Consider the following 24,914-nt stretch of genomic DNA (forward strand, 5'->3'; position numbering starts at 1 on the left):
TGAACCTATTTTGTATCCGCTCTTGTTTGCAGCCCCCTTCCCCTCCATTCAGAAAAAAAGGCTCACCCGAATAGGGAGAGCTTATGTTCGTAATTTTTCTTTCAGCAAACTTTTAAGAAAAGGGAAGTATCAGACCGTCCGCATTAACGATAGTTAGAATGACGATTAACGAAATAAACACAACGGCCGTCGCCGTTTTGCTGATCGGATCTTTGACCCTGAAATGCGCAAGGCACGCCAGTAACATCGTTATTCCAAGCCAAACGCCGGCCCATGCGACCACCCCAGCATACCAGTAACCGGTGACGAGTAATGCGGCTCCGATCAACTGGACGACTCCTGTGATGACAAGATCACCGAGATTGTCATGATTGCCAATCAAGAACGCATTCGCCAGCTCGATTTAGCAGAAATGAACGACACTTAGGCTAGCTTCACAAGTAAAATAGAAATGTAAAAAGCACAGAAAAACGCATGTTGCTAACATTGCGTTTTTTTGTGCTTTGTATCTGTAGATAACCCGTAGAATCGAGGATCCGTCACTTTTTCATGGTTTCAATTTCTTTATCGGCTTTTTCTTTGGCTTCCCGAAGAGCGGTATTAACATCGACGCCTTCGATGGCGACGCTATCCATCGCCTTGTTCATAATCGCATTCATTGGGCCATCGTATGGAGTTGACAGAGGCGAAGGGGCAGGCTTTGCCTTAAACACACCTTGCAAATTTTTCCCTTCATATATCTTTAAGGCAGAAGCGAACTGGCTTTTCAGCTGCGGATCTTTCAATACCGTCAGGCGTGTGCCTTTATTCATCTCCGTTTGCGCTTCCGTGCTGATCAGCACCTCAAGCACGCGGTAGGCCGCTTCCTTGTTTTTGCTAGTCGGTGGAACAATCATCACATGAAAATCGGACTGTCTGCCGATTCCCGGCTTGTCGTCGAAGCTCGGCCATGAAACGAGATCCCAATTAAATGCTCGGCCCGATTCCTTCAAAGCCGGGAGTCGAGTGGTCAGATTGACGATCCAATAAGGGAACAAAGCCATATTCTGGTCTTTAAGGAAGCTATCGATGCCATATTTATATTTTTTGTTCGGGCTGACAATGCCCGGTATGGCATACAACTGGGCGAATAAATCAAACACCTTTTTATACCCGGGTCCGTCCAAGAGAGCTTTATGATTTGCATCGACCGTAGGAAGCGAATAGGAACGGGTTAAATCCTGTGGTGAGCTCATGTCGAGGCCAATGTATTGCACGCCATTTTCCATGCGGGTCAACCGCTTGGCCAATTCGATCGTTTCGTTCCATGTCATATTGTCCTTCGGGTACGGCACGCCGAATCTGTCGAAAATATCTTTATTGTAGGGCATGACGCCATAGTTCATGGATAGCGGGAGCGCAAATAACTCTCCCTTCGCCGAAAATTTCTTGAGGATGTCAATGGTCCCCGGCTCCAGTTGGCTCAGATCGATCTTATCTCTCTGAATGAACGGGTTAAGGTCACTCGCGATGCCTGCGGCAATCATATCATACATGTACACGTTGGCGGAACCGATCAAGTCGGGCAGCTCCCCGGAGGCTACCATCTGATCCAACGTAGCCCCTGTAACCCGCTCGAACGAAATATTCGGATATTTCTTCTGCACGGGTTTGACGATAAGGGAGTTCATCTCCTCCTCAGTCACAACGCCGGCGGTATGATTGTAAAACTTCAGGACAACCGGCTCGCTGCCGAATGCCGGCTTTTCTTGGCTCGGTGTTTGCGCCTGATTCGCTTCTTCCGCTTTGCCGCCGCAACCTGCCATAGCTGCGGATGCAATCGATAAGGTGGTCAGCAATCGTAAAATGGTTATCGCTCTCATCTACTCTACCTCCAAGCACATTGGTTTCTCAATACCTCTCCGGGTGGTTTTTAATCAATAGGCAGAGCTTTCAATTTCTCGGGTTAAGGAGTCATATGGCTAGTGTATCGCAAATGATGGGGGGCTAAAATGTCTGTAAACGGCCTTCTTTTATCTGAAATTGATACCTTATCGCCTTGAAAATTGAAGAACGAACGCTCGCGTCAAAAAAAGAGGGCTCGAGACCGCCGTCTCGCAAAGCCCTCTCCCGTATCGAAGCATATCGTTGTTGACTGTCGGCGCCGTTCTGTGGCATCTATCACCCATAGTAAAGAATATGAAGAACGGTGTTTTAGACGAAAGGCCAACGCGGATAATTATTTGCGGCTAAGCAGCCATGTTCCGGAACGTCTGGTTAAATACAGCGAGATCCAGAACAAAAGCAGCGCATTCACCGTATGCAGGGCGGGAAATACCCCGCCGAACAGTTGCAGCGTCATATGCTGCAATACGGTAAGCGCAAACAGCCCTAGCGGCAGCCAGCGCAAAGAGCCGCGGATGCGCCCGGCAAACGATAAACCAAACATAACGACCGGTACGAATTCAAAGGAATTGGCAAATGTGCGATGCCATTGCAAGTTATCCGAATTAACGAACAAGCCCATCCCGGCGAAAAACACTTGCAGGATCACGCATATCAAATATATCGCCGCCAGCAATCCGTAGACGAAACGTGTCGCTCGGATAAGCCTGCTTCGTTCGTTTGCATTCGCTTCAGCATTATGGATACGATCCGGGGATTCTTGATTCATAGATACAAAACTCCTCTCCATGCACAATGAGAATTAATAATGCCAGCCGGGGCCTTGCGCTCCATGGTTCCACTCGCCTGCCTTTGCGGGTTCCCATGGTTTGCCCGTCAAGTCGATCCGATCGGGAACCGTCTGATCCACATCGGAAATAACGGCAAGAAGCTGAATGGCGACGACGTGCTGTTTCCCCGATTCGTCTGTTCCGGATACAATGATTTCCAACGTTTGCTTCTCCATCCGGCCGTCCGCGCCAATCTTGGCGTCAAGATGGATCTGCTGCACGCCAGCGTTCTTGGTCAATTTCGGAACATGTTCCCACTTCTCGTTGTCCGCGGCCTTTGCAATCATCAGTGCTCCTGCCGCTTTGATCGGAGCGGGAAGCTCGTTCTCGGATAGATGCAGCGTTACCTGCGTCCCGCCATCGGCAGCAGCTTCCACCTGTGCATGCTCCCACATGCGGCCTGCCACATTGTCGATGATCTGTTCCACCGCTTTGGGTGGTCCGTCCTGTTTCCAGTTTGCATGGTGTGGTTCCAACACTTTGTATACGTCGCTTTCGCTACTTTTCAGTATCGCTTTTCCGTCTTGCCGATACACATTCATCGAGCGCGTATCGCCTTGACTGTCCAACGCAGCCGCTACGCTTACGGTTTCAAAATCGCGGTTCTGCTTGACGATCGCCTGTGCGCCGACTACCTTCGTACCGTTATCGGTAACCGACAGATCGGCGTTGACCGTGAAACTCGCCGCCGCATGCGTATGTTTCAGCGCTGTCTTGTACATCTCGTATCCAGGCGCGTCGGCTCTGGCCGAATACGCGCTAGCCACAAACAGCATTGCGCATATCCCGAAACCGACGCCAATCATCCACCATTTCTTCCTCATCCTGTTTCCTCCTACCTTATATATGGATTTGCTTCAGGAGCAATCGTGTTCACATAGCCGCCATGAAGTATGGCCTGAAGCTTTCTACAAATCCATCTTAACGAACAGGTGTAAAGCGCATCTAAATGAAATCTAAAAAAACTATAAAACCATTTTTTTCCCTGGACACCGCAGCTGAGTAGACAAAAAAACCGCCCGGTCCCCGTAAGGAACAGAGCGGTCTATGAACATTACCGTTTAGCCGGCCGCGCGTTTCAAATGTTTCAAATACCGGGCGCGAATGAACAGGAAATAGACGAATTGCGCTGCCAGAAAGACGCTGCACACCGTCGCAGCCGAGCGAACAACGGGCGACTGCAGCATGTTATGGAGAGCGTACAGCGCAACCGAGCTGTGGATCAGAGCGACCGCGAACGGAATGAAGAACAATAGAGCGATTTGCGTCGAAGCGACCTTTACAAGCTCTTTGTCGGTCAAACCAAGCTTGCGGATCGATCGATACTTTTCCTTGTCATCGTTCAAATCGGTATATAATCGGAAGTATAGGAAGCTGCCCGAGGCGACGAAAAATACGCAGCTGACAAACAGACCGACGAATAGTAACAAATTATAGCCTTGCTTCACCTGCGCTATGACCAGAGCCGACGAGGCGAACCAATAATATTCGGAAGTTTTCGCCGATTCAAGCCGTTTGGAGATCGCTTCTCCCGTTTCCGCCGTCGATTGGGATGCCTCGGTATGATAAGCTACATAAACGTCATTCTTCTTCGGAGCCGGAGCAGTATCGATTGCCTCGTCCGGTACGACAAGCACCGGCCCGCCGACGACTGGAGGGAATACCGTTTGATCGACAACCGATTTTACGTTGAACGTAATGTCCGTCCCCTTAACCGTCCAATTCCGATTCGGCAGCGGCTGATTTTTCACAATCCAAATGGCGGCCGCTTCATTTCCCTTCAATGATTGCAAAGGCTGATTCACCGCTTTGGCAAGCTTGTTGTAGTCGGACAATCGGACCATCATCACCGATTTCCCGTCCTGCAAATCATAAGAACGCAATCGCGTTTCAAGTTTGTCGTAACGGACATTCCGTGTAGCCAGCTCGTCTTCCATCGTCTCGATTTGCCGGGTCAGCGCTTTGCTGCCCTCCGCAGACAAGTAACTGTAAGCAAACGGATAGCTGTTCGTGATTTGTTTATGGAACGCTTCCTGGAACCCCATGAATGTCCCCATCGCGCAGATCGATACCGTCGTTACGATCGTCACCAGGAAAAACATGCGTGCGTTGTCTTTCATTCGGTAGGCGAGGTCGGAGAACAGCAGCACATTCGTTTTGCGCAGAAAAAGGTAGCGGTTGCCTCGAATTGCGCGAATGACGGTAACGCTCAGCTGGGAGAACATAAAGTATGTTCCAACAGTAACCATGACGGTCACGGGAATCAGCGCTGCCGCAACGGCGACGCCTTTGACCAGAAATGAAGTCACATAGCCTGCCAGCAGCAGCATGGCCGCGAGCAGCGAAAGAACAATGGACGATTTCGGTTCCGGCTTCGGTTTGGCGCTTCCTTTCAGCAGATCGATCGGCTTGCTTGCCCGTACAAATACGGCGGTAAACATAGAGATGATAAGAAACAGTGCAATAAATGCGGCGCCGGTGAGCGCAATGGCTTTGTACGGCATATAGAAAGGCATTTCGCCCATCCCCATCATACTGGCCCCGGTCATCATGAACAGCTTTACGAATAACATGCCGACGATAAGGCCGACGGCGATGGCCGTCACGCCGATCATCATGTTCTCGATAAATACCATCCATCTCAGCTGATGGTACGTCATCCCGTGCATCACGAGTACGCCAAACTCCCGTTTGCGCGACTTCAGGAAGCTGCTGACCGAATAAAATACGAAGAAAATCGAAAAGATGTATACGATATATTCGGCAAGCGTCATAGCCATCACGGCCGCGCGATGAAATTCGGCATGTGAAATGGCCGGATGAAATATGAAAGCTGCATATATGAAAAAGATCATGACCGAAAACGCGCTGCTCAAAAAAAAGGCCGCATACGTCCGTTTGTTCCGGCTTACGTTACGAATGGCGAACTGGCGAAAAGTCATTCCGTCCACCCCCTAATTGACACGCAGCGGCGAAAGCTCGTGGGCATTCCCGCCGAGCAGCGAGAGTACGTCGATAATTTGTTGGAAGAACATCTGCCGGTTGTTCCCCCGATGAATTTCATTGAACAGCCGTCCGTCTTTAATAAAAACGACCCGGTGGCAATAGCTTGCGGCTAGTGCGTCATGGGTAACGAGCATCATTGTCGTTCCGTCGTTCTGATTGATCGATTCCATTGTCTCCATTACATCGCGAGACGATTTGGAATCCAGATTACCGGTCGGTTCGTCGGCCAAAAGCAGAGAAGGCGAATGAATGATCGCCCGTGCAATGGCGGTACGCTGCCGCTGTCCCCCGGAAACCTCGTAGGTTCGTTTGCCCAAGATCGGCGTAATTCCCAGCTTATCCGCTACACGCCTCAGCTTGTCCTCCATTTCTTTTACACTTACGCCGTCGAGCGTCAGCGGCAAAATAATATTTTCTCCGATCGTGAGCGTATCCAGCAAATTAAAATCTTGAAACACAAATCCGAGATTGCGTCTGCGAAACAAAGCCAGTTTATGACTGGATAGCGTGTGCGGATTTTCGTTGTTAATTAATACTTCGCCGGAGGTAGGCGAATCGATCGTAGATACCAGATTCAGAAGCGTCGTTTTGCCGCTTCCCGACGGGCCCATTATGCCGACAAACTCCCCGTTCTCGATGACCAGATCAATGTCGCTCAGCGCTTGGTACGAAACGTTGCCGCCATATACTTTGCCTAAATTTTTTGTAATCAGCATTCCCATCTCTGTCTCTCTCCTTCCTTTCCGGTGTATTCTGCTGTTTCATTTGTATACCGGATCGTTATTACGTTTCCCATCATATCTTATCCGCGGCTCGCGTCCCATCGCCTTTTCTTAAGCTAACCTTACAATGTTGTAAGGAAACAATGTTTCAGCTCCGCTGCGAACTTACCGATGGATCAGGTCGCAGCGCTTATGGCGGTACGCATCCATATACGCACCGCGGTTCCTTGGCCCGGCTCGGATTCCAGCTCGACGCGGTGATCGAGCCGCGCGCATATTTCCCGCACCAAGTAGAGTCCCATACCGGTCGATTCGCCGTATCGCCTGCCGTTTTCGCCTGTAAAATAAGGATCAAATACCCTCCTGATATCCTGCTGCGGAATGCCGATGCCGTAATCGCGCACTTCCAGACAAGTTCGGTTCCCGCGAATCGAAGCCCCGAACGTGACCCGGTGACCGCGACCGGCTGAATAACGGACGGCGTTCGTAACCAATTGGCCGATCGCGAACGCCAGCCATTTGTCATCCGACATGACGATGAGCTGATCGTCCACTTGGAGTTCGGGAAAAACGCTGCTGCGAATGAACAAGTTTTTATGTTCGGATACGACTTTACCGACCAATTGATGAAGCCTCACCGGTTGAACGACAAAATCTTGCTCGAACGCTTCCAGTCTGGCGGTATACAATACCGTCTCCAACCCTTTCTTCATGCGGTCCAGTTCTTCGCGAATACTGTCGAATACCGGATCGTTCTCCTCCTGGATCGCCAAATGGACGACGGAGAGCGGCGTTTTCATTTGATGCACCCATTGATGAATGAACGTGAGCTGGTCGTCGAGTTTTTTGCGATACCGTCCGATATCGTTCTGGTAATGCCTATACTGCGACTGCATCAACTGTTCAAGCGCTTCCGCCAGCGGCGCAGCACCCAGCTGAACAATCGATTCGTCCAGCGTCTTCGGCGGCCGAGCGAGCATTCGGTACAATTTGGCGTGCATCCCATAACGGTACAACAAGTAAAAAGCAAACAACGACACGCTGAGAAGCGCAATATAAGCCAAAGCGGAATAGTCTTTAAACCCGGCCAAACGGCATACGGTTATGGTCAATAACAGTTGGCCGGCGTACATAAATGCCAGCGGGACATGTTCGCGCCAAAACAGCTTCACGTCAGCTCCCTCCAAACCGGCTTCAGCATATATCCGGCACCTCGCACCGTTTCGATCGCTTCTTCAATCCCGAGCTCGGCCAATTTCTTACGCACACGCGTAATATAAACGTTCAGCGTGTTATCGTCGATGAAATGCTGTTCGTCCCACAATTTTTCCAAAAGCCTGTCGCGGCTTACGATCCGCGAACTTCGTTCCATTAACGTTTCTATCAGTTTCGATTCCTTTTGGCTGAGTTCAATCGTGGTTCCGTGCAGCGTCAGTGTTAGCCGTTCCGGATAAAGCACAAGCCCGGCGCATTCCACCGTTCTTTCATTTTTGCCGGAAGCGTACGACCCGTACGCGCGGCGAAGCTGGCTTTTGATTTTCGCCATCACCACATCGTAGTCGAACGGCTTGGCGATATAGTCGTCAGCCCCGTTTTCCAGAGCCATGACCTGCTCCATCGTCCCGTCGCGGGCTGATATGAACAGGATCGGACAAGTGGACACTTTGCGGATTTGCCTGCACCAGTAATAACCGTCGAAACGCGGCAAATTTACGTCCATCAAGACAAGATCCGGACGAATCTGAGTAAACGCCTCGGTCACTTGGTCAAACTCCGTTACGGCGACGGCGGTGTAACCGTATTTTTCGATATGCGTCCGCAGCAGCTGCGTCAGTTTCACATCGTCTTCAACGATAAGGATCGTAAACATAACAAGAACTCCTTATGAAAAGAAATATAGTCATCCGTTTCACCCTCCATCATATCGGAAAATTTGAGCGGATGACAATTTAGATACAAAAAGAAGCCGAAATCCCACAGTCTGTAATCGGGGATCCGGCTTCTTATTTCAATTATTATAGCCATATTTGTCCTGGAAGTTTGGTCGGCATCAACATAACCAACTTACGTTACCAGCTCGGTGTAGACGACAAGCCGCTTATCGTAGCTTAGCGTTTTGGCACTGAATGTCCCTGTGCATGTAATGAGGTTCAGCCGCGGCACCGTGGATTCGCCGAAGATTTGTTCCAACGGCGCCTCTTCCGGCAAATAAATTTCCAGCTTCTTCACTGCGAAAGTTAGTTTCTTGCCGGTTTCGTCCGCCACAACCACCTGATCCCCAACCTGTAGCGATTTGAGGAAAAAGAAAATGCCGAGCCCTTCCCGATTATCGACATGTCCGGACATTACGGCGTTGCCGGGTTCGCCGGGCAAATATCCCGATTCGAACCAACCGGCTGTATGCCAGTCCTCCGGCACTCCCATCTCGCCGCCTGGCAGCACGCCAACTTTGATCACTTCGGAGGGCTGCAGCTTGATGGCCGGAATTTCAATGGTTGCCGGCACGATGCCTTCGAACTTCGGCGGCGAATAAACCGAATCGACAACCGTGACAGGGGCGGCGGAAGCGTTCGGTTCCTCGTCCTCGGTTCCCTCTTCCGTTTCCTCCGCCGTTTGCGTCACCACAACGTCTTTCTGCAAGTACGCGGTGATCTGCCTCTTACTTTCGTTCGCATTAGCGTATTCCTTTACCGCCATGGAGACGCATATGATCGCTGCGACGATCAGGCATAGTGCCAGCTTGTCGCGCCGCAGCCGAGCCCACCATTTGTTCACTTGCATCCCCTCTCAGACCGGGCACTACGTACACCGCGCTTCAGCCGTGTACACAGGTTCTATTGCATCCCACAGCATGAAAGCAGCAGCCGGCAAACTGCGCCTGCTGCCGCTGCGAAACTAATGCTGCTACTGCTGCACGGCTTTGCGACGCGCAACGACGACGGAAGCGGCGACGGCCAAAGCCAATGCTCCGGCAGCCCACAGCATCATGCCGGAGTTGTCGGTTGCTTCTGCGCCGCCCATTCCCGTCTTCGGCATCGCTTGCGGGACCGTACCTTTGGCGGTTGATGACGCCGCTGCCGGAGCCGTAGCCGGGGCTGCAGCGCCCGCAGTCGCAATTTGTCCGGAACGCAGCTTGCCGAGCGCAATCTCTTGCTTGGTACCCAAGAGCTTCGTCGAACCGTCGGCGTTATAGCCGTAGACGAAGCTTTTATTCACTTCCACCGACACTTCCTTATCGTTGTAAGGGGCGCGGCTCACTTCTTTTTTGTCCGGCGTCGCGACGAACAGCACGCGGCGGGAGCCGTTAGCCATACCATCGGATTTAACGGACACGACTTGATCTTCTTTTATTTTCCAATATTTAGCGAAATCGGCTAACGAAACGCCGTTTTTTTCCTGTTTAACCCATACATACAAAAAGCCGCCTGCTGGAATCGTTTTATCCCCGAGGGACCAAATCTGGTTTTTGGCGTCGCTGATGTCATCGTTGTAAGCGTAAATGATGTGGTAGCCTTTCGTCTTGAATTCCTTACCGCTGGCGTTGTACATTTCGACAAGCTCATAACCGTCTCCTGCCGTTCCTCCCAAATCTACGTTGTCCGTATCCGGTACGATTTGGGTGATGACCAGTGGCGGCACTCCGGCGGCAAACGCCGAAGAAAAAGCAAAGGCAAAGCTCAGCACCACAATTGTTAGCGCTTTCAAATACACGTTTTTGTTACGAAGCATGCTTGACATGGAAACAACTCCTCCTCAACACAATGGATTCCAACTCATGAACTGCGACTTATGTACTGTGTATAAGGTCACGGCCCCCCTCTCAACCGCTCGTTAAGCGCTTTCCCTTACGCAAGTCATTCTTCGTACCATATCGTTATTCCGGAAATATGCTCCTCAGGAAAAACATACGAACGGCACCAGCGTACAAACACTGGAAAGCGCTTACTGCAGTCCTAGTCTTAATTAACTACGTACCTATTATAAAGCGTTTTCATTAAATTTGTAATATTTTCTTGATTATTTTCTAATATTTTTCATTTTATGAAAACGTATAAAGAGACGCCCTTTCCCACACGGTGGTCTTGGAAACGTCTCTTCCTTCTCGGTTACCTTCCGGGCAACGATGCAATCCGGAAATTTACGCTATTTTTTGGCCGCTTCGATCGCCTTGACCAGTTCTTCGTCGGCTTGCCGGAGCAATGTGTTCGCATCCGTCTTTTCATTAATGTAGTCCTTGATGATTTTCGTTACGGCGGTCAACCCTTCACGGTCGTAAGGTCCGAGCGGCGTAGCCGCGGGCTGGATGTTGAAAATATTTTTCAGATTTTTCCCTTTGGCCGCCGGGTTATTCTCGAATGCGTGCTTGCGGATTTCCATATCGTTCACTGCGGTAATCCGGCCGTTCTTCGTAGCGTCGAGCTGCACCTCCGGATTGGTCGACAAGTAGCTGATGATTTGGAACGCCAGATCCGGGTGCTTTGAAGTTTTCGTTATGAAAAATCCGTCCGCACTGACGCCGGTGCCGATATTCGGTTTATCCTTGAATGTCGGGTAGGTGACGACGTCCCAGTTCAAACCGTTCTTCTCTGCAGTTACCATATCGTAGTTCTGCAGCATCAGGAGATCCGGCCAAATGGCAAGCGTTTTGTTTTTGGCAAAATCGTCCCAGCCCTTGGCAAAATCGGTGAACTTGGGCTGACCGGGGACGTTATGCGCCGATTTCCACGATTCCAGCATCTTCTTCCAGCGCTCATCGCTGGTGAAAGTCGGTTTGCCAGCAGAATCCAGGTATTGCACCCCCATCTGCAGTTGAGTCCGGTTCGCTTCCCGCTGCTGAATGCCTCTGTACTGAATACCGCCGTCGTTTCGCGTAATTTTGCGGCCGATGTCGATCATTTCTTCCCACGTCATGTTATCCTTCAAATAGGGAATACCTAGCTTATCGAATATATCTTTGTTGTACTGCGTGGCGAATACGAATGAATTATACGGCATGAAGAACATTTCGCCTTTGGCGGACAACGATTTGATCATAACCGTCATAGTCGGATCGTATTTATTGAAGTCGAACTGATGCTTTTTGGCGAGCGGCGCCAAATCGAGCGGAAGATCCAATTTCGTAGCGGTGGTGGTCAAATACCATAAGCCCTCCCACACGATATCGGGTACTTGCCCTGCTGCGATCAGATCGGACAACTCCTGGCCTTTGCCTCGCTTCACGATCTTCAGCGTTACGTTCGGGAACTTCTTCTGAACATGCTGAACAATGTATTTGTCTACATCGTCAATCGTCGTTTGCAAATAAAACGTCAGCTCCACCGGTCCTTGAGTAGCAGTATTGACCGGCTCGCCTGGCTTGCCTTCCTTCACAACGCCGCCCGCTTCATTTCCGCCAGCACCGCATCCGGTCAAAGCTGCCGCAATCAACGCCCCGGAGATGGCAATCGCAATGTTCCTTACCATGACATCACCCCATTGTATATTTGTAAAATAAAGCTTCGTGGATCCTAATCGCTACGAATACAAAAAAGTAAACGGTTTCAAATTGGAATCGACGACACCGGTTATATAAACAAATCCCGGTGAATTTTCACGACAAGCTTGACAACCCGGCGCTCGCCATCCTCGCTGCAGTTCGGACGATGGACTTCTCCCGGCCAATAGATGGTGAACGAGCCCGGCTTGAGCCGTATGAATTGTTCATCCTCCACTTGCGCGAACAATGCATAATCTTTTAGTTCCAGCTGATCCTGTTCCGGCACGCTGCCGCCGGAAGAAGGAGCGCAGCCTTGCAGCTCCTCCCCTTCCACGACAAGGTGAATATCCGCATATTGCAAATGCACTTCGGCAAGCCGTTCCGATGGTTTGACCGTATTCACGGTTTGCTTCATCACATACATCCGCTTGCCGTCGATTTCCACGGTATCCGGCATCTGCTCCACATTAAGTGAAGATATAAACTGTAGTGCGCTTTGCACGGCATGTCCGTACTGGCTCTTGTTACGATTTAGACTGCTGACGGTGTCGAAAATCATGATGGGTTTGCCTCCTGTCGGGTCCTTTTCTGTGGTTGAACATGAGCTTTCGACCATAATGCGCCATCCGCCTCTATAGCTGTCTGCTGACGGTTCAGAATGCCGAACGCAGCGAAGAAGCCGACAAGCGATGCCATGGAAAATACGGCGGCGATCCGATAGACGGCATGCGGTCCGAAATGGTCGAATGCATACCCGCCGATCAAGCCCGCGGCAATGCCGGCGAATCCGGCCCAGACGATGGAAAATAGCGCCTGGCCGGTAGACCGGAGCTCATCCGGAACGATGAGCTTCATGTAAGATACTGCGGCGTAGATGAAAATGCCGAACGAGAGGCTGTGCAGCGCCTGCAGCGCGATGACGGCCGCCGGCTCCTTTACAAATCCGAGCGCGGCAAAGCGTATCGTGTAAACCGCCGAGGCGAATGTCAGCAGCGCCGTTTGCCGGAACCGGTGGCCGTACCGGGCCAAAAGGAAAAAGACCGGAATTTCGAAGCCCGATGCGACCAGCATCGTCACCCCGACGAGCTGCTGGCCGCCTCCGGCCGATTGAATGAACAGCGATAGGAAGGCATCGTTCATACGATGGGCCACGGACATCAGCAGCACCATCGTCATGAACAGCAGGAAAGGTGCGGATACAAGCGAGCCGCTGGATTGCCCGAACCGGAGTCCGGCCGCCGAGCGCCGTCTCTCCTGCAGCAGCGATACGCAAACGAGCGAGATGCCTATGGTTGCTATGCCGAGCCATGGGACGATAGGCAAGCCGTACTTTTCAATCAGCATCCCGAACACCAGTACGCCGGATGCGAACCCGATGGAGGCCCACACCCGATAGCTGGCGTAATTGCCCCCCCGCTCCTTCAGATGGTGGAGGAGCATACTGTCGTTGAGCGGTATGATCGGGCTTTGGCAAAAATAAAACGCCAGCATGACCGTCACAAGCACGGAAAACGAATCGATTCGGTTCAGCGCCAGCAGACACAACAGCTGCCCGAGCAAAATCACGACAATCATTTTTTTGATCAGCTGAAGCCGATAGCTCAGTATTCCCATAAGCAGCGTCGCCGCAATCCCCATCAAAGGTCCGGTGCTATACAGCAATCCAAGCTGCAGGCTCGAGTACCCTTTCGATTGGAAATAGAGCGGAAAGTAGGGCCCGATCACGGCCATCGTGGTGTAAAACGAGAACGTGCCGGCCTTTAACCGTTGTTCCATATAAAGTCGTCTTCCCGCATGCTGTATCCGCGAATTTGCGCGTTTGGCGCATCGTCGACAATATAGTTAACGACATAAATTTCACCATCAGCGAATTGCACCCAACCGGAATAGCCCAAATCCGAAACGGGGCTGCGGTCGAAATCGATCGGCATGATGCGTGTCGATTGTTCCTTCCGCTCGGTGGCAAGCGCCGAGCCTACATCCGTGAGCGCACCGAAAAAGTTCTGCGTCCAGGCGCCGAGCCAGCCTTTACCGCCCTGATGAAACCGGTACGTGATCAGAATGCGGCCGCTTTGCAGTAGGCCCGACACCGGTCTGTGGCAGCCCGGAATCGGCATCCGGTAAGGACCTTCCCAGCTCTCGCCGCGGTCATATGAGATCGATTTGTAACAGTCCCACCCTTGGCCCGAATTTTCCCGCATAAAGGCCACGAGCGCACCGTTCGGCAGCGGCAGGATACTTACTTCGCATAAATTCAGTTCAGCCTTGCTCGCCACCGTCACCGGCCCGTTCCAGCTTTCGCCCCGGTTGTCGGAATACCACAACAGCTGCTCCAGCTTGCCGTGTTCGGGACTTTTCTGGTGTGCGGAAAGCAGCCAGCGGCCGTCTTGCAGCTCGCACAATTTGTCAGGGACGATGCCGTAGGCAGGCGTCTCGATCGGCCCTTCCCAGCGGGTGCCTTCCGCATCTCCGATCCACATGTAGTTGATCGAATTCGATTCGCGGTCGCCGGATATTTTGTCGGCTACAATGACGAGCCGGTTGTCGGACAGGCGGGAAATTCTCGCGCAGTTCCAGTAAGGCCGTCCGTTCGTTCCTTCCGTCAGGGCGATTTTCTCCCCCCAGGTGCGGCCGCGGTCGGCGCTTTCCTTGTATACAATCCGCGTGTACGAACGGTCTTTATGATGCGTGCATTCCGAAAATACGCAAATCAGCTTGCCCTGTTCGGTCAGCACGACATCGGGCCATGCTTCGTAGATGGAATCGTCTCGGCTTACGGTAAACTTTTGAATAGGCATCGTTCTCACTCCTGTCTCATCTTACTTGTCACTTTTTTCATCTTTCGTATGTTTAACCCTTGACGTTTACCGGCCTTGTGTCTTCGCTGCCTGCGCGTTTGCGTCATACCGGTGACGACGCAACGTTTCGCTATCCTGATAGAACGCTTCGATCTGCTTCCGCTCCTCGGCCGTGAACTGCTTGAGCGGCTGGCGAACCGCAGGCGTTTCGAAGACGCCCTGCAAATGCAATATATACTTCTCGTAAGGAATGACGTCGTACCCGATCATATGGGCGATCACGTCGTTGGCATCCGCCTGCGGAAGCTGCACGGTCGACCAGTTTCCTGCGGTCAGCCGGCCGAACATTTCCACGAACAGTCCCGGCATCATGTTGAACGTGCTGCCGATCGCGCCGTCCGCTCCCATGAGCGCGCCGCCGGCGTATACTTCGTCATGGCCGTTGAAGATGAGGAAGTCCGGGCCGCACTTGGCGCGAATTTGCTGCATCTCGAACAGGTTGAGCGAGGTGAACTTGACGCCGATGCACTGCGGATGGCGGGACATCTCCTCGTAGAAATCCATCGTCAAGCTGATGCCGGTCGCTCCCGGAAAATGATAGATGATCATCGGCAGCGGGACGGCGTCCATGATGGCCGCGTAATGCTCGCGAATTTCTTTCATCGACACTTTATAATAGAAAGGAACGACCGCGGAAATCGCGTCCACTCCTTGCGATTCGGCATGGCGCGCAAGCCCGATGGACTCCATGGTGCTGATGCATCCGACATGAGCGATGATCGTCACCCGGCCTTTGGCGGCACGAACGACGTTTTCCAGCACCTGCATCCGTTCCTGCGCTGTCAGAATAAAGCCTTCCCCCGTACTGCCGCCGACATAAAAGCCTTTGATGCCCTGCCCGATCTGGTGCTCAACCAGTCGAGAGAGAGAGTCGAAGTCAATCGACTTGTCCTCGTACATGGGGGTCAATAGCGCTGTAAAAATGCCTTTGAACTTCTCCTGCTTGTTCGCCTGTGTCATCATTCGCCTTTTCCTTTCGTATTGTCGTATAGTTGTTTGATCTCGACATCGCTTAATGCATAATTGTACAACCGCACTTCGTCGATAGCCCCGACCCAGGAACGGGTGTCCCCGGTCTTCGGCTTCCCGATCCGAAGCGAATTCGCTTTTCCGTTAACGTCGAAATTCAACGTCGTTACCTTTGTCTGCAACTCCTGCCCGTCGATAAATAGCTTCATCACGTTGCCTTTTTTCTCGGCGACGATGTGCGTCCATTTCCCTGGAGAAAATACGGCTTTGCTTGTTCCCATCAACGTTTCGCCGGTGCCGCCGCCGGTGCGGAAAAACAGTTTGTCATGCTCCTGCGTACGAACATACCAGCCGCTCGCGGTTGCACCGACGTCCCCGTACCAGAGCAGGGTCATGAATTCATCCAGCCGGTCCGGCTTGGCCCACAGCGTGGCGGTAAAGTCGCCGGTACCGAACGCGAATCCTTTCCCGTCCGCGATGTCCACATAACCGCCGCCGAATTGAAGCGCATTGCCCGCTTTGCCCAGTGTCGATACGACCCCTTTCGCCAAGCCGTCATTGTGCATTTCGCCCTGATCGGACACTTTGCCGCCTTCGCCCACTTGATCGAAATTCCAATAGCCGACCATCGTGCCTCTCGGCAAGCTTTTGCGAACGGTTACGTTATACTCGGAAAGCACTTCGCCTTTGGTCGATTCCAACGTCATCCGAAGCTTGGTTTCCGCCCCGGATTGCAGCGTAACTTTGTGTTGGGGGCCGGCCGACAGCGCTTGGCCGTTTATTTTCACCACGGCATCGGAATGCGCAGGCAGCTTCGGGCTTACACTAACCGTCGTCAGCTCTTCCCTCACGTCGAGCGTAAATTCATGAACCCCGCTGCGGAACGCCGGACTTAGTTCCCCTGTGTCGAAAGTGAGGTTATCCAGCGCTTCGCCGCTCATAAGCCATGCAGCATTCAGCCGGACTGCTTTAATGCCGATCCCCTGCTCGTAAAGCAGATGGATCGTCTTGTCAGGCGCGACGTTGACATCGGAGTAAGCGCCTTGTCCCGGTTGAATGACCCGGCTGTATTTCCATGTCTTCCCGTCGTCTTCGCTCATGCGCAGCGTAATGTTTCGGCGATGGGCCGAATCGTTCGCATTCGTAAACAAAATCCGGTTATGCCCGCTGCCGGCTTGAAAAGAATATCTCGCGATCCCGGCAAAATTGCTCGGATCGACCAACGCCTCATCCGGCTTCATCGGGGTCCAGCGGCTAATGCCGTCCGGACTAACGGAGACCGAGCGCATCTTCAAGCCGCTGCGGATATTCATCATGACCGAGCCGTCCTCCAGCTCTACCGCCGTCGGTTCTCCCGGGCTTTTCACCTGGGCGGAGTCATACAAAATTTCTCCAGTCTTCCACGTAACGCCCTTGTCGTCGCTGTAAATCGTCGTTACGACAGATGGACCGTGATTCCGGTCGGTCGGACCGTTGGCGAGCCATACCGGCGCCAAGAGCCTGCCGTTTCGAAGCTCGATGCCGTGTCCCGGGCCGGTGGCTACGACCTTCCACTGATATGGCCTCGGCTGCTGGCCTTCGGCGCGGAACTTGGCGATCGTCGAATCGGTAAGGTTGACAGGGTCCGACCAGTCATTCCCGCCGTTCTCGCTTTTCATGTAAAACACTTCATGATAGTTTTTGCAGTACAAAAAATGAACGACGTTGCGGCTTTTCTCCGCAATCATATAAGGGTTGTTGTAGGTCGTGCTTTCAGACGGCGTGTTGCGGACTAGCACCTGCAGCGGTCTCCATGTCTTTCCCCCGTCCGTGCTTCTCTTCATGACCAGGTCCATCTTCGACCAGTCATTGGTCGTACTGCGTGCTTCCGCATAGGCAACCAGCGTGCTATTGCTTGAAGCGACGATGCCCGGAATGCGAAAGACGGGATATCCGCCTTCGCCGGGTTCAAATAATTGGCGCTCCTCGAATAGCGGCTTTTCGTTCATCTGATCGGCTCCCTTGCCCCAGTCCAAAGTCGTAAACATCACAATCAATAATAATACAAGCACCGCTGCGGCGATCACGCCCCATGTTGCTCTAGCCCGATAACGGGACAACAGCATACGGTTCCTCCTTTCCAGTATTGCAAGCAACGCCGGCAGCATGCAGGTTTCAACGTGGAATCCGTGCTGCGCGTATACGGCTGGTAATGATGCTACTTCGCCTTCATCTGGTCGATGGCTTTATTGAGCGTTTCTTCGGCGTCGCGAAGCGCCGTGTTGATATCTTTCTCGCCCTTGACCACCGGCCCGATGGCCGGACCGCCCATTACCTTTTGCGCTTCCTCCCCGTATTTCGTTACGGGACTCGGTTTGGCCGGCTGGGACAGAAAGGCTGCCTTCAAGTTTTTACCTTGCAAGTAAGCAACCTCTTTCCCGAACTGCTCCTCGACCGTCTTGCCGGTAAGTACCGGGAAGCGGGCGTTGCGTGCCATATCGAGCTGCACCTCTTCGGACACCACTGTGGCGATGACCTGGAACGCCTGATCCTTATATTTGCTTTGCTTGGTCACGTGGAGGATCCACTCGTCCACGCCCATCGACGTATTCGGCGCTTCCTTGAACTGAGGATACTGCACCATATCCCAGTTGAGCCCCTCCGCGTCTTTGAACAACGGCAGCCGGTTCAGCCCGGGCAGCATGGCCAAATTGCGCTGTTTGAAAAATTGCGTTTCCGCCGCAGCACCCAGCTTGTATTCTCCGTTGCCGGGAATGGCGTAAATCGTCTTCAGCAGCTCGAACACTTTTTTCCAGCCGTCGTTATTGATCGTCGCGCGTTCCAATCTGGGATCGACCATACCGAGCCCGAGCTCCGACGCTACCCGGAACGAATAATCCGGTTCCAGCCCGCGGTATTTCACGCCGCCGTCTTCACGCGTCAGTTTCCTTGCCAGCGCCACCGCATCGTCCCACATCATCCCATCCTTCGGATAGGCAACGCCGAACCGGTCAAATAGGTCTTTGTTAAAGTATAACGCATCAAAATGCATCGTCCACGGAATGCCGATCAAGTAATCGAGGCCGCTTGCGATTTTGACCGAGTCGACGGCGACCTTATTGAGCTTGGAAAGATCAAAGCCCTGTTTTTTGATGAGCGGCTCCATATTGTCGTGAAAGTCGACGGTCGTGATCCGGTGAATGAGCGGATTGGCCGTCATGACCAGATCCGGCGTTTGCCCTGCAATCGCCAATTTCTCGAGCGTCGTCTCCTTCGCTCCGGTGTCGATAATCTCAAGCGTGATATGCGGATATTTCTTTTTCACCGGATCGATGATATATTTCTCCAGCTCGCCCTTGCCAAGCCAGCCTTTGCTGATGGCGAATTTAAGCGTGACCGGTGCCGTGTTTTGCTGCGACGCCGATTTTGCCGGATCATCGGCCGTGATGCCGGCCGGCTTCCCTTGTCCTCCCGCACACCCGGATAACGAAGCTGCCGCGAGCGAAAGAGCGCCGAGCAAGCATATTTTGCCGGAAGCATTCATCCTGATTCCTTTCAAAGCGTTTGACCCCCCGTCTTGTTTCCGAAATTCACATGAATCCGCTGCTTACGCTTTCATAATCTCCGGCATCAACTCGTAAGCGATCGGACGCAGCCGATCCGCTTCGGACGCCGGAATGCTGCGATACGGCCAGCGCATGCGGCAGCCGACATCCGCGGCGCCGCCGATCACGGACATCAGCTTGTCGCAGGTGGCATTGCAATAACCGTGCCGGGTAATGAACGGCGCAATATAATCTGCCATAAACCGCTGAATTCTCGTTTCAAGTTCAAGCGCTTTCGGCAAATCCGTTAGCATAAGATCGTACCATTGCTGCGCACCGAGCGGATTCAGACAAGCGACATTCGAGTAAGCGCCATGTGCGCCACGGGCGTACCCCGAAGCGAGGTGATGGCCCGGAACGAACACCGAGATCCCTTGCGCATGCTCCTTCATCGCTTCATACCATGCAGCGTCTCCCCCGGCGCATTTGATCCCGACGAGACCGGGCACTTCCTTCTTCAGCCTGCCGTATGCTTCAGGAGTTAACACGCGTTTCGCATGCGGCGGATTGTACAGCACAAGCCCAATGCCGTCCGCCGCTTCGGCCATTCGTTTCAAGCAATCTATGGCTTCGCTGTCCTGCAGCGGAAACCAGTCCGAGAGGATCACCTGAATCGCGCTCGGCCGATACGATGCCGCCCGCTTGATTCGTTCCAGCGATAACTGGGGGCTCATGTGGCTCGCCCCGATTTGAAACGCAACGCCGTGACGATGGCAGCGGTCGGCCGTCAATTCGCTGACGCGAATAAATTCTTCCTCGCTCTGCGTATAAAATTCGCCCGCCGTGCCGTTCGTATAAATCCCGTTCAAACCGAGCGCCGCCATCCGGTCGACGATCTTCTCCAGCCGAACGAAATCGATCGAATCATCCTCCCGGATCGGAAGCATCACCGTTCCCCAATTCCCGGCAATCTCGTGCGCTGCCATCGGTTTCAAAAGCATTTCACCTCCCCACGCCTTACGGCTGTTATTACGACTGATCGTGCTTTCCTTTGCCTGCAAACCGATTGTATCCCCTTTCAGCTTCATCTATATTTCATTTTTTAACGCAAATATTTCAAAATTTACTTATTTCCATTCCCATTTCAATGTATAATTTGATCATATACAGAGTAAAGGGGAGATTGGCGATGTATCCGCAATATCTTTTTGAATATCCGAATATGGATACCGATTTTCCTTTCTATATGAAGCAAAAGCGTTACACTTCCGTGCCGCCGCATCGCCACGATTTTATCGAACTGTCGTTTGTGCTGGAGGGAAAAGGAAGCGAATTCATTAACGGCGCCGAGCATGTGATGCTGCCGGGGACACTCGTACTCTTGCTTCCGTATCAAATCCATCAATTCCGCGCCCAAACGGACGACTCGCTGCTGATGTACATTTGCAATTTCAATATGGAGCTGCTTACCGAAGGCGCCGAATCAGGATGGGGGTTGCGTGATCTCATCCTTGGACGCGACAATCAACAAGCGGCCTACGTACAGCTCGAAGACGACGATTACGCAGAAGGAAAGCGAATATGGGATAATTTGTACAAGGAGTACGGGGGCTCTTTGCCGTGGAAACCGATACTGTTGAAAGCGCTCCTTTTGGAAGCGCTAACGTTGTTTGCGCGCGCCAGCGGGATTGCCTCCAAACAAGGCCGCTCGCAAGGCGACAAGTCCCCGAAAAAAACGAAAAGCTTATGGCCTCTCGTTCAATATGTGCACAATCATTATCTGGAGCCTTTGACGCTGACGATGCTGTCCGAACAGTTCCAAATTCATCCGGCTCATCTGAGCAAGCTGTTCGGAGATCAATACGGCATTCATTTCGTCGACTTTCTGCATGAACTGCGGATTCGCCACGCGTGCAGCCTTCTGATTACTTCGGATATGCCGATTACGCAGGTCGCTTTCGAGTCGGGCTTTTCCTCCTACCCAACGTTTTCCCGCGTGTTTCTGCGTATTAAAGGCATCACGCCTCGCGAATACAGGGATAAACGCAAATGATTCGATCGTTGAAATAAAGACAAAAGCAGCCCGACTCCTTATCAGGCTGCCTTCGTATGTTGTACCGCTGCGCGCCTTTATTTTTTGTCCTGCTGCGCAACGTACTGGCTGATTTTTTCCTCCGCGGTTCGAAGCGCCGTATTGACGTCGTTTTTGCCGGCCAAAAAGTTTTTATATTCCGCGTCGACCAGCTTCCGGGCTTCCAAGTAATGTTTGGAATACGTCGTTCCTTTGGCGCTGCTGCTTTTGAAGATGCTCTGGATATGTTTCCCTTTCAACAACGGCATATCCGCTCCGTAAGCTTCTTTAAACTTCGGATCCTTGAGCGGAGACAATCGGCCGGTCGAACGGACGGAAGCGGTCTGCACTTCATCCGACAGGAGCACCTCCATCACTTTGAGCGCCGCATCCTTATACTTGCTCGTTTTGCTGATTCCGATGAGATGCAGATCGTACATGCCGTATTTGTTCGGCAAGTCGCTGTAGCTCGGATATTGGGCGACATCCCAGTTCAAACCCTCCGCTTTAATAAAATCCGGCGTGGAAAAAATATTGTACATCGCCAGCATCGCCGTCGTGCGGTTTTTGAAGAAGCCTTCCCATACGGAGCCTTTCTGCTGATTGCCGGGGATGTCGTTGATCGTTTTGCCGAGCTCGAATACTCTTTTGTAAGGCTCGCTGTTGACATGGATTTTGTTTGAACCCGGTTCGAGTATGTTTAGCGACAGCGGAAACGACAGCCTCGTGTAGCCTTCCGGGTCCAAGCCCCGGTATTGCGTGCCGTTGTCCAGGCGGGTCACCTTCTTGGCCAGCTCGATCGTCTCTTCCCACGTCATGCCGTCCTTCGGATAGGCTACGCCGAATTTATCGAATATATCTTTGTTGTAAAACAGTGCATTGAACTGCACATTGTACGGAAGACCGAATAGCCCGCCGGCCGATACCGCCTTCACCGCTTGAAGCGAGTCCTGATCGAAACGGTTCAAATCGAACTTGTTTTTGGTAAATAGCGGCGTCATATCTTCGAAAAATGCAAGCTGCTCCTGAGAAGGAATCTCCCCCTGCCAGATCGTAAACAGGTCGAACTGTTGATTCGTCGCAATGACGTTGTTCAATGTATTCCCTTTGGACTTGTCGATTTTTTCAACGGTTATATAGGGATACTTTTTCTTAAGCGGTTCGCTGATCAACTTGGCAAAGTCGGCTTCGTTGAATTGCTGCGTGTCGTACAGCTTGAGCGTAACCGGTTCGGGCGGTTTTTCTTGCCCCTGTCCTTGACCGCTGGTGCTAGTCGCATTGTCCGCATTTTTCGGCATGCAGCCGGAAAGCATCATCAAGAGGCAAGCCGCACTTGCCGTAACTAACCTTTTATTCATCGGAATCATCCTCTTCTTTCTTGTTCGTATTCGGTACAGGGTAACCGGTTTTTCAGGGCTTCCGCTTTCGTAAATTGGGTGTTGAAGCACGCGTGTTGGACAAACCGCTGAGGATGGACGAGAAGACCGGACTGCTCCTTGTGATCTGCAGGTCATAATCTCGCTGCTCTCCCTCACTTGAAAAGACTTGAATGCGAATGTCGTTGCGTCCCGCTTGCAGCGTAATCGGAATGAAATCGGCTCCGGCTTCGATGCGCGTGCCGTTCAGGATGAGTTCGGCTTTGGCCGACGCGCCGGTTACCGGTTTAATAAAAACCGTCTTCAATTCAGGAGGGACGACGGCGGTATAGTCTCTTTGGTCCGGGGAAAACTTCGGCGTCAGGTCAATGGATTTGGCCCCTCCGGCCTCCAGATAGCCTCTGTCGAACGTCACCGATTTGACGCTGACAAGCTGGTTCGTCCAATTGTATTGGTTCGTATGGTAGTAGGAGACGATAATACGGTCCTTCATAAATAGCAGCTGCGGATAGCCGTAGTTCCCTTCTTTCTCCTCCAGATTCGTAACCGTCTTCCATGTCTTGGCACTGTCCGCACTCACAGCCATACTTAAAGGCCATCGTGGAAGGACGCGACTCGCGCCGGAAGGCGGGCTGTTGTCCCAAACCATGTACACGTTGTTCGTGTACGGGTCGCGCTTTACGCTGAAGGGGGCCAAAGGCGATTGGAACGCCGTCGGTTTCAGATCATGCCAAGTTCGTCCTTCATCGTCGGAAGTGACTTCGTATATATATCCGGCTGACGTACGCGCGTAAATTTTCACTTGGCCGTCTGCCAGCTGCACCGCTTGCGGTTCCTGCAAATTGTTTCGGACCGCTGCTTCGGCTGCGTCCGTACCGGTAATCCATTCCGTCCGGTTCCAAGTGCGGCCCTCATCGTCGCTGTAGTATACGCCGATCCACGATTTATCCTCTAGCCCTTCTTCGTAAAATTGTTCGTCCAAATAACCGACCGGCAGCAGTAATCGTCCGTTCGACAACTGGATGAGCCGATCGTTCATCACAAACGAACTACCCTCCGCCATGACGCTGTTCGGCTGCGACCACGTAGCTCCGTAGTCCGCCGATGCGATGACGCTGTACGTTGAGCCGCCGAACTTGCCCCTCGGTTCATTCCTCAGAAGCGCCAGAAGGTTCCCCGATGCCAGCTGAAGCACGCTCGATACGGTCCACTCGTGAAACAGCTGCGGCTGCGTAAACGTCTCGCCCTGATCGAACGACTTGGCAAAATATGTAGCAATGCCTTTGCCTGTGTTAACCCAGGTCATGAGCAAGCTGCCGTCGTTCAATTGCAGCAGATTGGATTGCATATTGCCCGGCCCTGTAACAAAACGCTCGGACACGGCCTGAATTTGCAAATCGCGCAATCGGTTGGACGATCCGCTGCCCGCTAGGGTACCCTGCGACAGGCGAATATAGTCCAGGTAGCTTTCCGCCGGGACGTCGCTTTGTCCTTTCACCCAAAGCACGAGACGACCTTCCGTATCGCTTGTCTCCATCTCAAAATCGGCTTGGAATATTCCGTCCATAAAAATACCGGCCTTGCCGTTGTCGACGGAAATTTGCCAATCATGCCACTCCGTGTCAATTGAATCGATCACTTTGGCAAACACTTTGCTCGCGCCCGTCTGCGTATTCGCGTAAAGCTTGCCGTCCCGGTAGCTCAAAAACAGCCGGAATCGCCCGTCCGTCACCTGAATTCCGAGCGTGTCGAATCCGTAAGGAGAAAAACGGCCGATGCGCGCCCTATACTCCAGCGTGTACGTCCCGGGTACCGTGATCTGCTTCTTCGTCAGCGATGTGGATGAATTGTCCCGATCATACAGCCTCAGCCATCCTTCGGCCGTTGTTTCTATCGTCGCCTTGCCGCTGCTTTTGCTCCATCCGTCCATACGATCCCACGCTTCGTATAACAAATCGTTTGTCGTCTCGACCCCCTCCTTTTGTACCGCTGCCGCCGGCATCACCGAACCAATGATAAACGTCAACACCGATAAGATGATTACGCATGATAGCGTCCGACCCTTCATACTTTCACCCCCCTGTTGCTAGGAAAAGTAATCGATTCTCCCCTCCAGCAAACGCTTTCATTTTGTTTCGAATTGATTGTATCCGCTGCAACAAAGGCGTTTATTTCATTTTTTAATCAAATCATTTCAT

General features: G+C 52.4%; 21 protein-coding genes. 1 reads left to right on the forward strand and 20 read right to left on the reverse strand.

The window, feature by feature from the left end:
- Positions 1-112: 112 nt before the first annotated feature.
- The 18 genes from ACFQI7_RS14545 to ACFQI7_RS14630 form a co-directional block, all read right to left on the reverse strand.
- Positions 113-382, reverse strand: coding sequence for a DoxX family protein (locus ACFQI7_RS14545; protein WP_230414670.1), 270 nt, complete (start codon positions 380-382; stop codon positions 113-115).
- 157 nt (positions 383-539) lie between these two features.
- Positions 540-1,862 carry an ABC transporter substrate-binding protein gene (locus tag ACFQI7_RS14550; protein WP_218097640.1) on the reverse strand — a complete coding sequence of 441 codons (1,323 nt, stop codon included), beginning with the start codon at positions 1,860-1,862 and terminating at the stop codon, positions 540-542.
- 356 nt (positions 1,863-2,218) lie between these two features.
- Positions 2,219-2,653, reverse strand: coding sequence for a DUF6220 domain-containing protein (locus tag ACFQI7_RS14555; protein ID WP_218097641.1), 435 nt, complete (start codon positions 2,651-2,653; stop codon positions 2,219-2,221).
- Positions 2,654-2,686: 33 nt separating this feature from the next.
- Positions 2,687-3,538 (reverse strand): hypothetical protein, encoded by an 852-nt coding sequence (locus ACFQI7_RS14560; RefSeq protein WP_218097642.1) that lies wholly within the window; start codon positions 3,536-3,538, stop codon positions 2,687-2,689.
- Between the two features lie 237 nt (positions 3,539-3,775).
- On the reverse strand, positions 3,776-5,656 hold the full coding sequence (locus tag ACFQI7_RS14565) for an FtsX-like permease family protein (protein WP_218097643.1): 1,881 nt from the start codon (positions 5,654-5,656) through the stop codon (positions 3,776-3,778).
- Between the two features lie 12 nt (positions 5,657-5,668).
- A complete protein-coding gene (locus ACFQI7_RS14570) occupies positions 5,669-6,442 on the reverse strand; it encodes an ABC transporter ATP-binding protein (RefSeq protein WP_218097644.1) in 774 nt (257 codons plus the stop codon).
- A 176-nt stretch (positions 6,443-6,618) separates the two neighbouring features.
- The gene (locus ACFQI7_RS14575; protein ID WP_218097645.1) at positions 6,619-7,614 is read right to left on the reverse strand and encodes a sensor histidine kinase; all 996 of its coding nucleotides are present in this window, start codon (positions 7,612-7,614) and stop codon (positions 6,619-6,621) included.
- Positions 7,611-8,312, reverse strand: coding sequence for a response regulator transcription factor (locus tag ACFQI7_RS14580; RefSeq protein WP_218097646.1), 702 nt, complete (start codon positions 8,310-8,312; stop codon positions 7,611-7,613). The genes ACFQI7_RS14575 and ACFQI7_RS14580 overlap by 4 nt, the downstream gene beginning before the upstream one ends.
- Before the next feature lie 194 nt (positions 8,313-8,506).
- Positions 8,507-9,217, reverse strand: a complete 711-nt coding sequence (locus tag ACFQI7_RS14585) for a class F sortase (RefSeq protein WP_218097647.1) — start codon at positions 9,215-9,217, stop codon at positions 8,507-8,509.
- A 129-nt stretch (positions 9,218-9,346) separates the two neighbouring features.
- Complete coding sequence (locus ACFQI7_RS14590) at positions 9,347-10,180, reverse strand: hypothetical protein (protein ID WP_218097648.1); 834 nt, start codon at positions 10,178-10,180, stop codon at positions 9,347-9,349.
- A 405-nt stretch (positions 10,181-10,585) separates the two neighbouring features.
- Positions 10,586-11,905: an ABC transporter substrate-binding protein gene (locus ACFQI7_RS14595; protein ID WP_218097649.1), complete on the reverse strand. Its 1,320-nt coding sequence runs from the start codon at positions 11,903-11,905 to the stop codon at positions 10,586-10,588.
- A gap of 101 nt (positions 11,906-12,006) precedes the next feature.
- Entirely contained in the window at positions 12,007-12,477 is a 471-nt protein-coding gene (locus ACFQI7_RS14600; RefSeq protein WP_218097650.1) for a YhcH/YjgK/YiaL family protein, read from the reverse strand.
- Positions 12,474-13,694 (reverse strand): MFS transporter, encoded by a 1,221-nt coding sequence (locus ACFQI7_RS14605; protein ID WP_218097651.1) that lies wholly within the window; start codon positions 13,692-13,694, stop codon positions 12,474-12,476. Before ACFQI7_RS14605 ends, ACFQI7_RS14600 begins: the two co-directional genes overlap by 4 nt.
- On the reverse strand, positions 13,679-14,716 hold the full coding sequence (locus ACFQI7_RS14610; RefSeq protein ID WP_218097652.1) for a sialidase family protein: 1,038 nt from the start codon (positions 14,714-14,716) through the stop codon (positions 13,679-13,681). The genes ACFQI7_RS14605 and ACFQI7_RS14610 overlap by 16 nt, the downstream gene beginning before the upstream one ends.
- A 66-nt stretch (positions 14,717-14,782) precedes the next feature.
- Positions 14,783-15,739: an N-acetylneuraminate lyase gene (locus tag ACFQI7_RS14615; protein WP_218097653.1), complete on the reverse strand. Its 957-nt coding sequence runs from the start codon at positions 15,737-15,739 to the stop codon at positions 14,783-14,785.
- The gene (locus ACFQI7_RS14620) at positions 15,736-17,850 is read right to left on the reverse strand and encodes a sialidase family protein (RefSeq protein WP_218097654.1); all 2,115 of its coding nucleotides are present in this window, start codon (positions 17,848-17,850) and stop codon (positions 15,736-15,738) included. Before ACFQI7_RS14620 ends, ACFQI7_RS14615 begins: the two co-directional genes overlap by 4 nt.
- Before the next feature lie 92 nt (positions 17,851-17,942).
- Positions 17,943-19,283 carry an ABC transporter substrate-binding protein gene (locus ACFQI7_RS14625; protein ID WP_218097655.1) on the reverse strand — a complete coding sequence of 447 codons (1,341 nt, stop codon included), beginning with the start codon at positions 19,281-19,283 and terminating at the stop codon, positions 17,943-17,945.
- 48 nt (positions 19,284-19,331) lie between these two features.
- Positions 19,332-20,255, reverse strand: coding sequence for a dihydrodipicolinate synthase family protein (locus ACFQI7_RS14630; protein WP_230414719.1), 924 nt, complete (start codon positions 20,253-20,255; stop codon positions 19,332-19,334).
- A gap of 203 nt (positions 20,256-20,458) precedes the next feature.
- Here ACFQI7_RS14630 and ACFQI7_RS14635 point away from each other — a divergent pair, with 203 nt between their 5' ends.
- A complete protein-coding gene (locus ACFQI7_RS14635; RefSeq protein ID WP_218097657.1) occupies positions 20,459-21,322 on the forward strand; it encodes an AraC family transcriptional regulator in 864 nt (287 codons plus the stop codon).
- A gap of 77 nt (positions 21,323-21,399) precedes the next feature.
- Here the strand turns inward: ACFQI7_RS14635 and ACFQI7_RS14640 are convergent, their stop codons facing one another.
- Both ACFQI7_RS14640 and ACFQI7_RS14645 read right to left on the reverse strand, forming a co-directional pair.
- Positions 21,400-22,698 carry an ABC transporter substrate-binding protein gene (locus ACFQI7_RS14640; protein ID WP_218097658.1) on the reverse strand — a complete coding sequence of 433 codons (1,299 nt, stop codon included), beginning with the start codon at positions 22,696-22,698 and terminating at the stop codon, positions 21,400-21,402.
- A 52-nt stretch (positions 22,699-22,750) separates the two neighbouring features.
- Positions 22,751-24,784 carry an exo-alpha-sialidase gene (locus ACFQI7_RS14645; protein WP_218097659.1) on the reverse strand — a complete coding sequence of 678 codons (2,034 nt, stop codon included), beginning with the start codon at positions 24,782-24,784 and terminating at the stop codon, positions 22,751-22,753.
- Positions 24,785-24,914 lie beyond the last annotated feature (130 nt).

The organism is Paenibacillus allorhizosphaerae, from assembly GCF_042659105.1.
GTDB classification, from domain to species: Bacteria; Bacillota; Bacilli; order Paenibacillales; family NBRC-103111; genus Paenibacillus_G; species Paenibacillus_G allorhizosphaerae.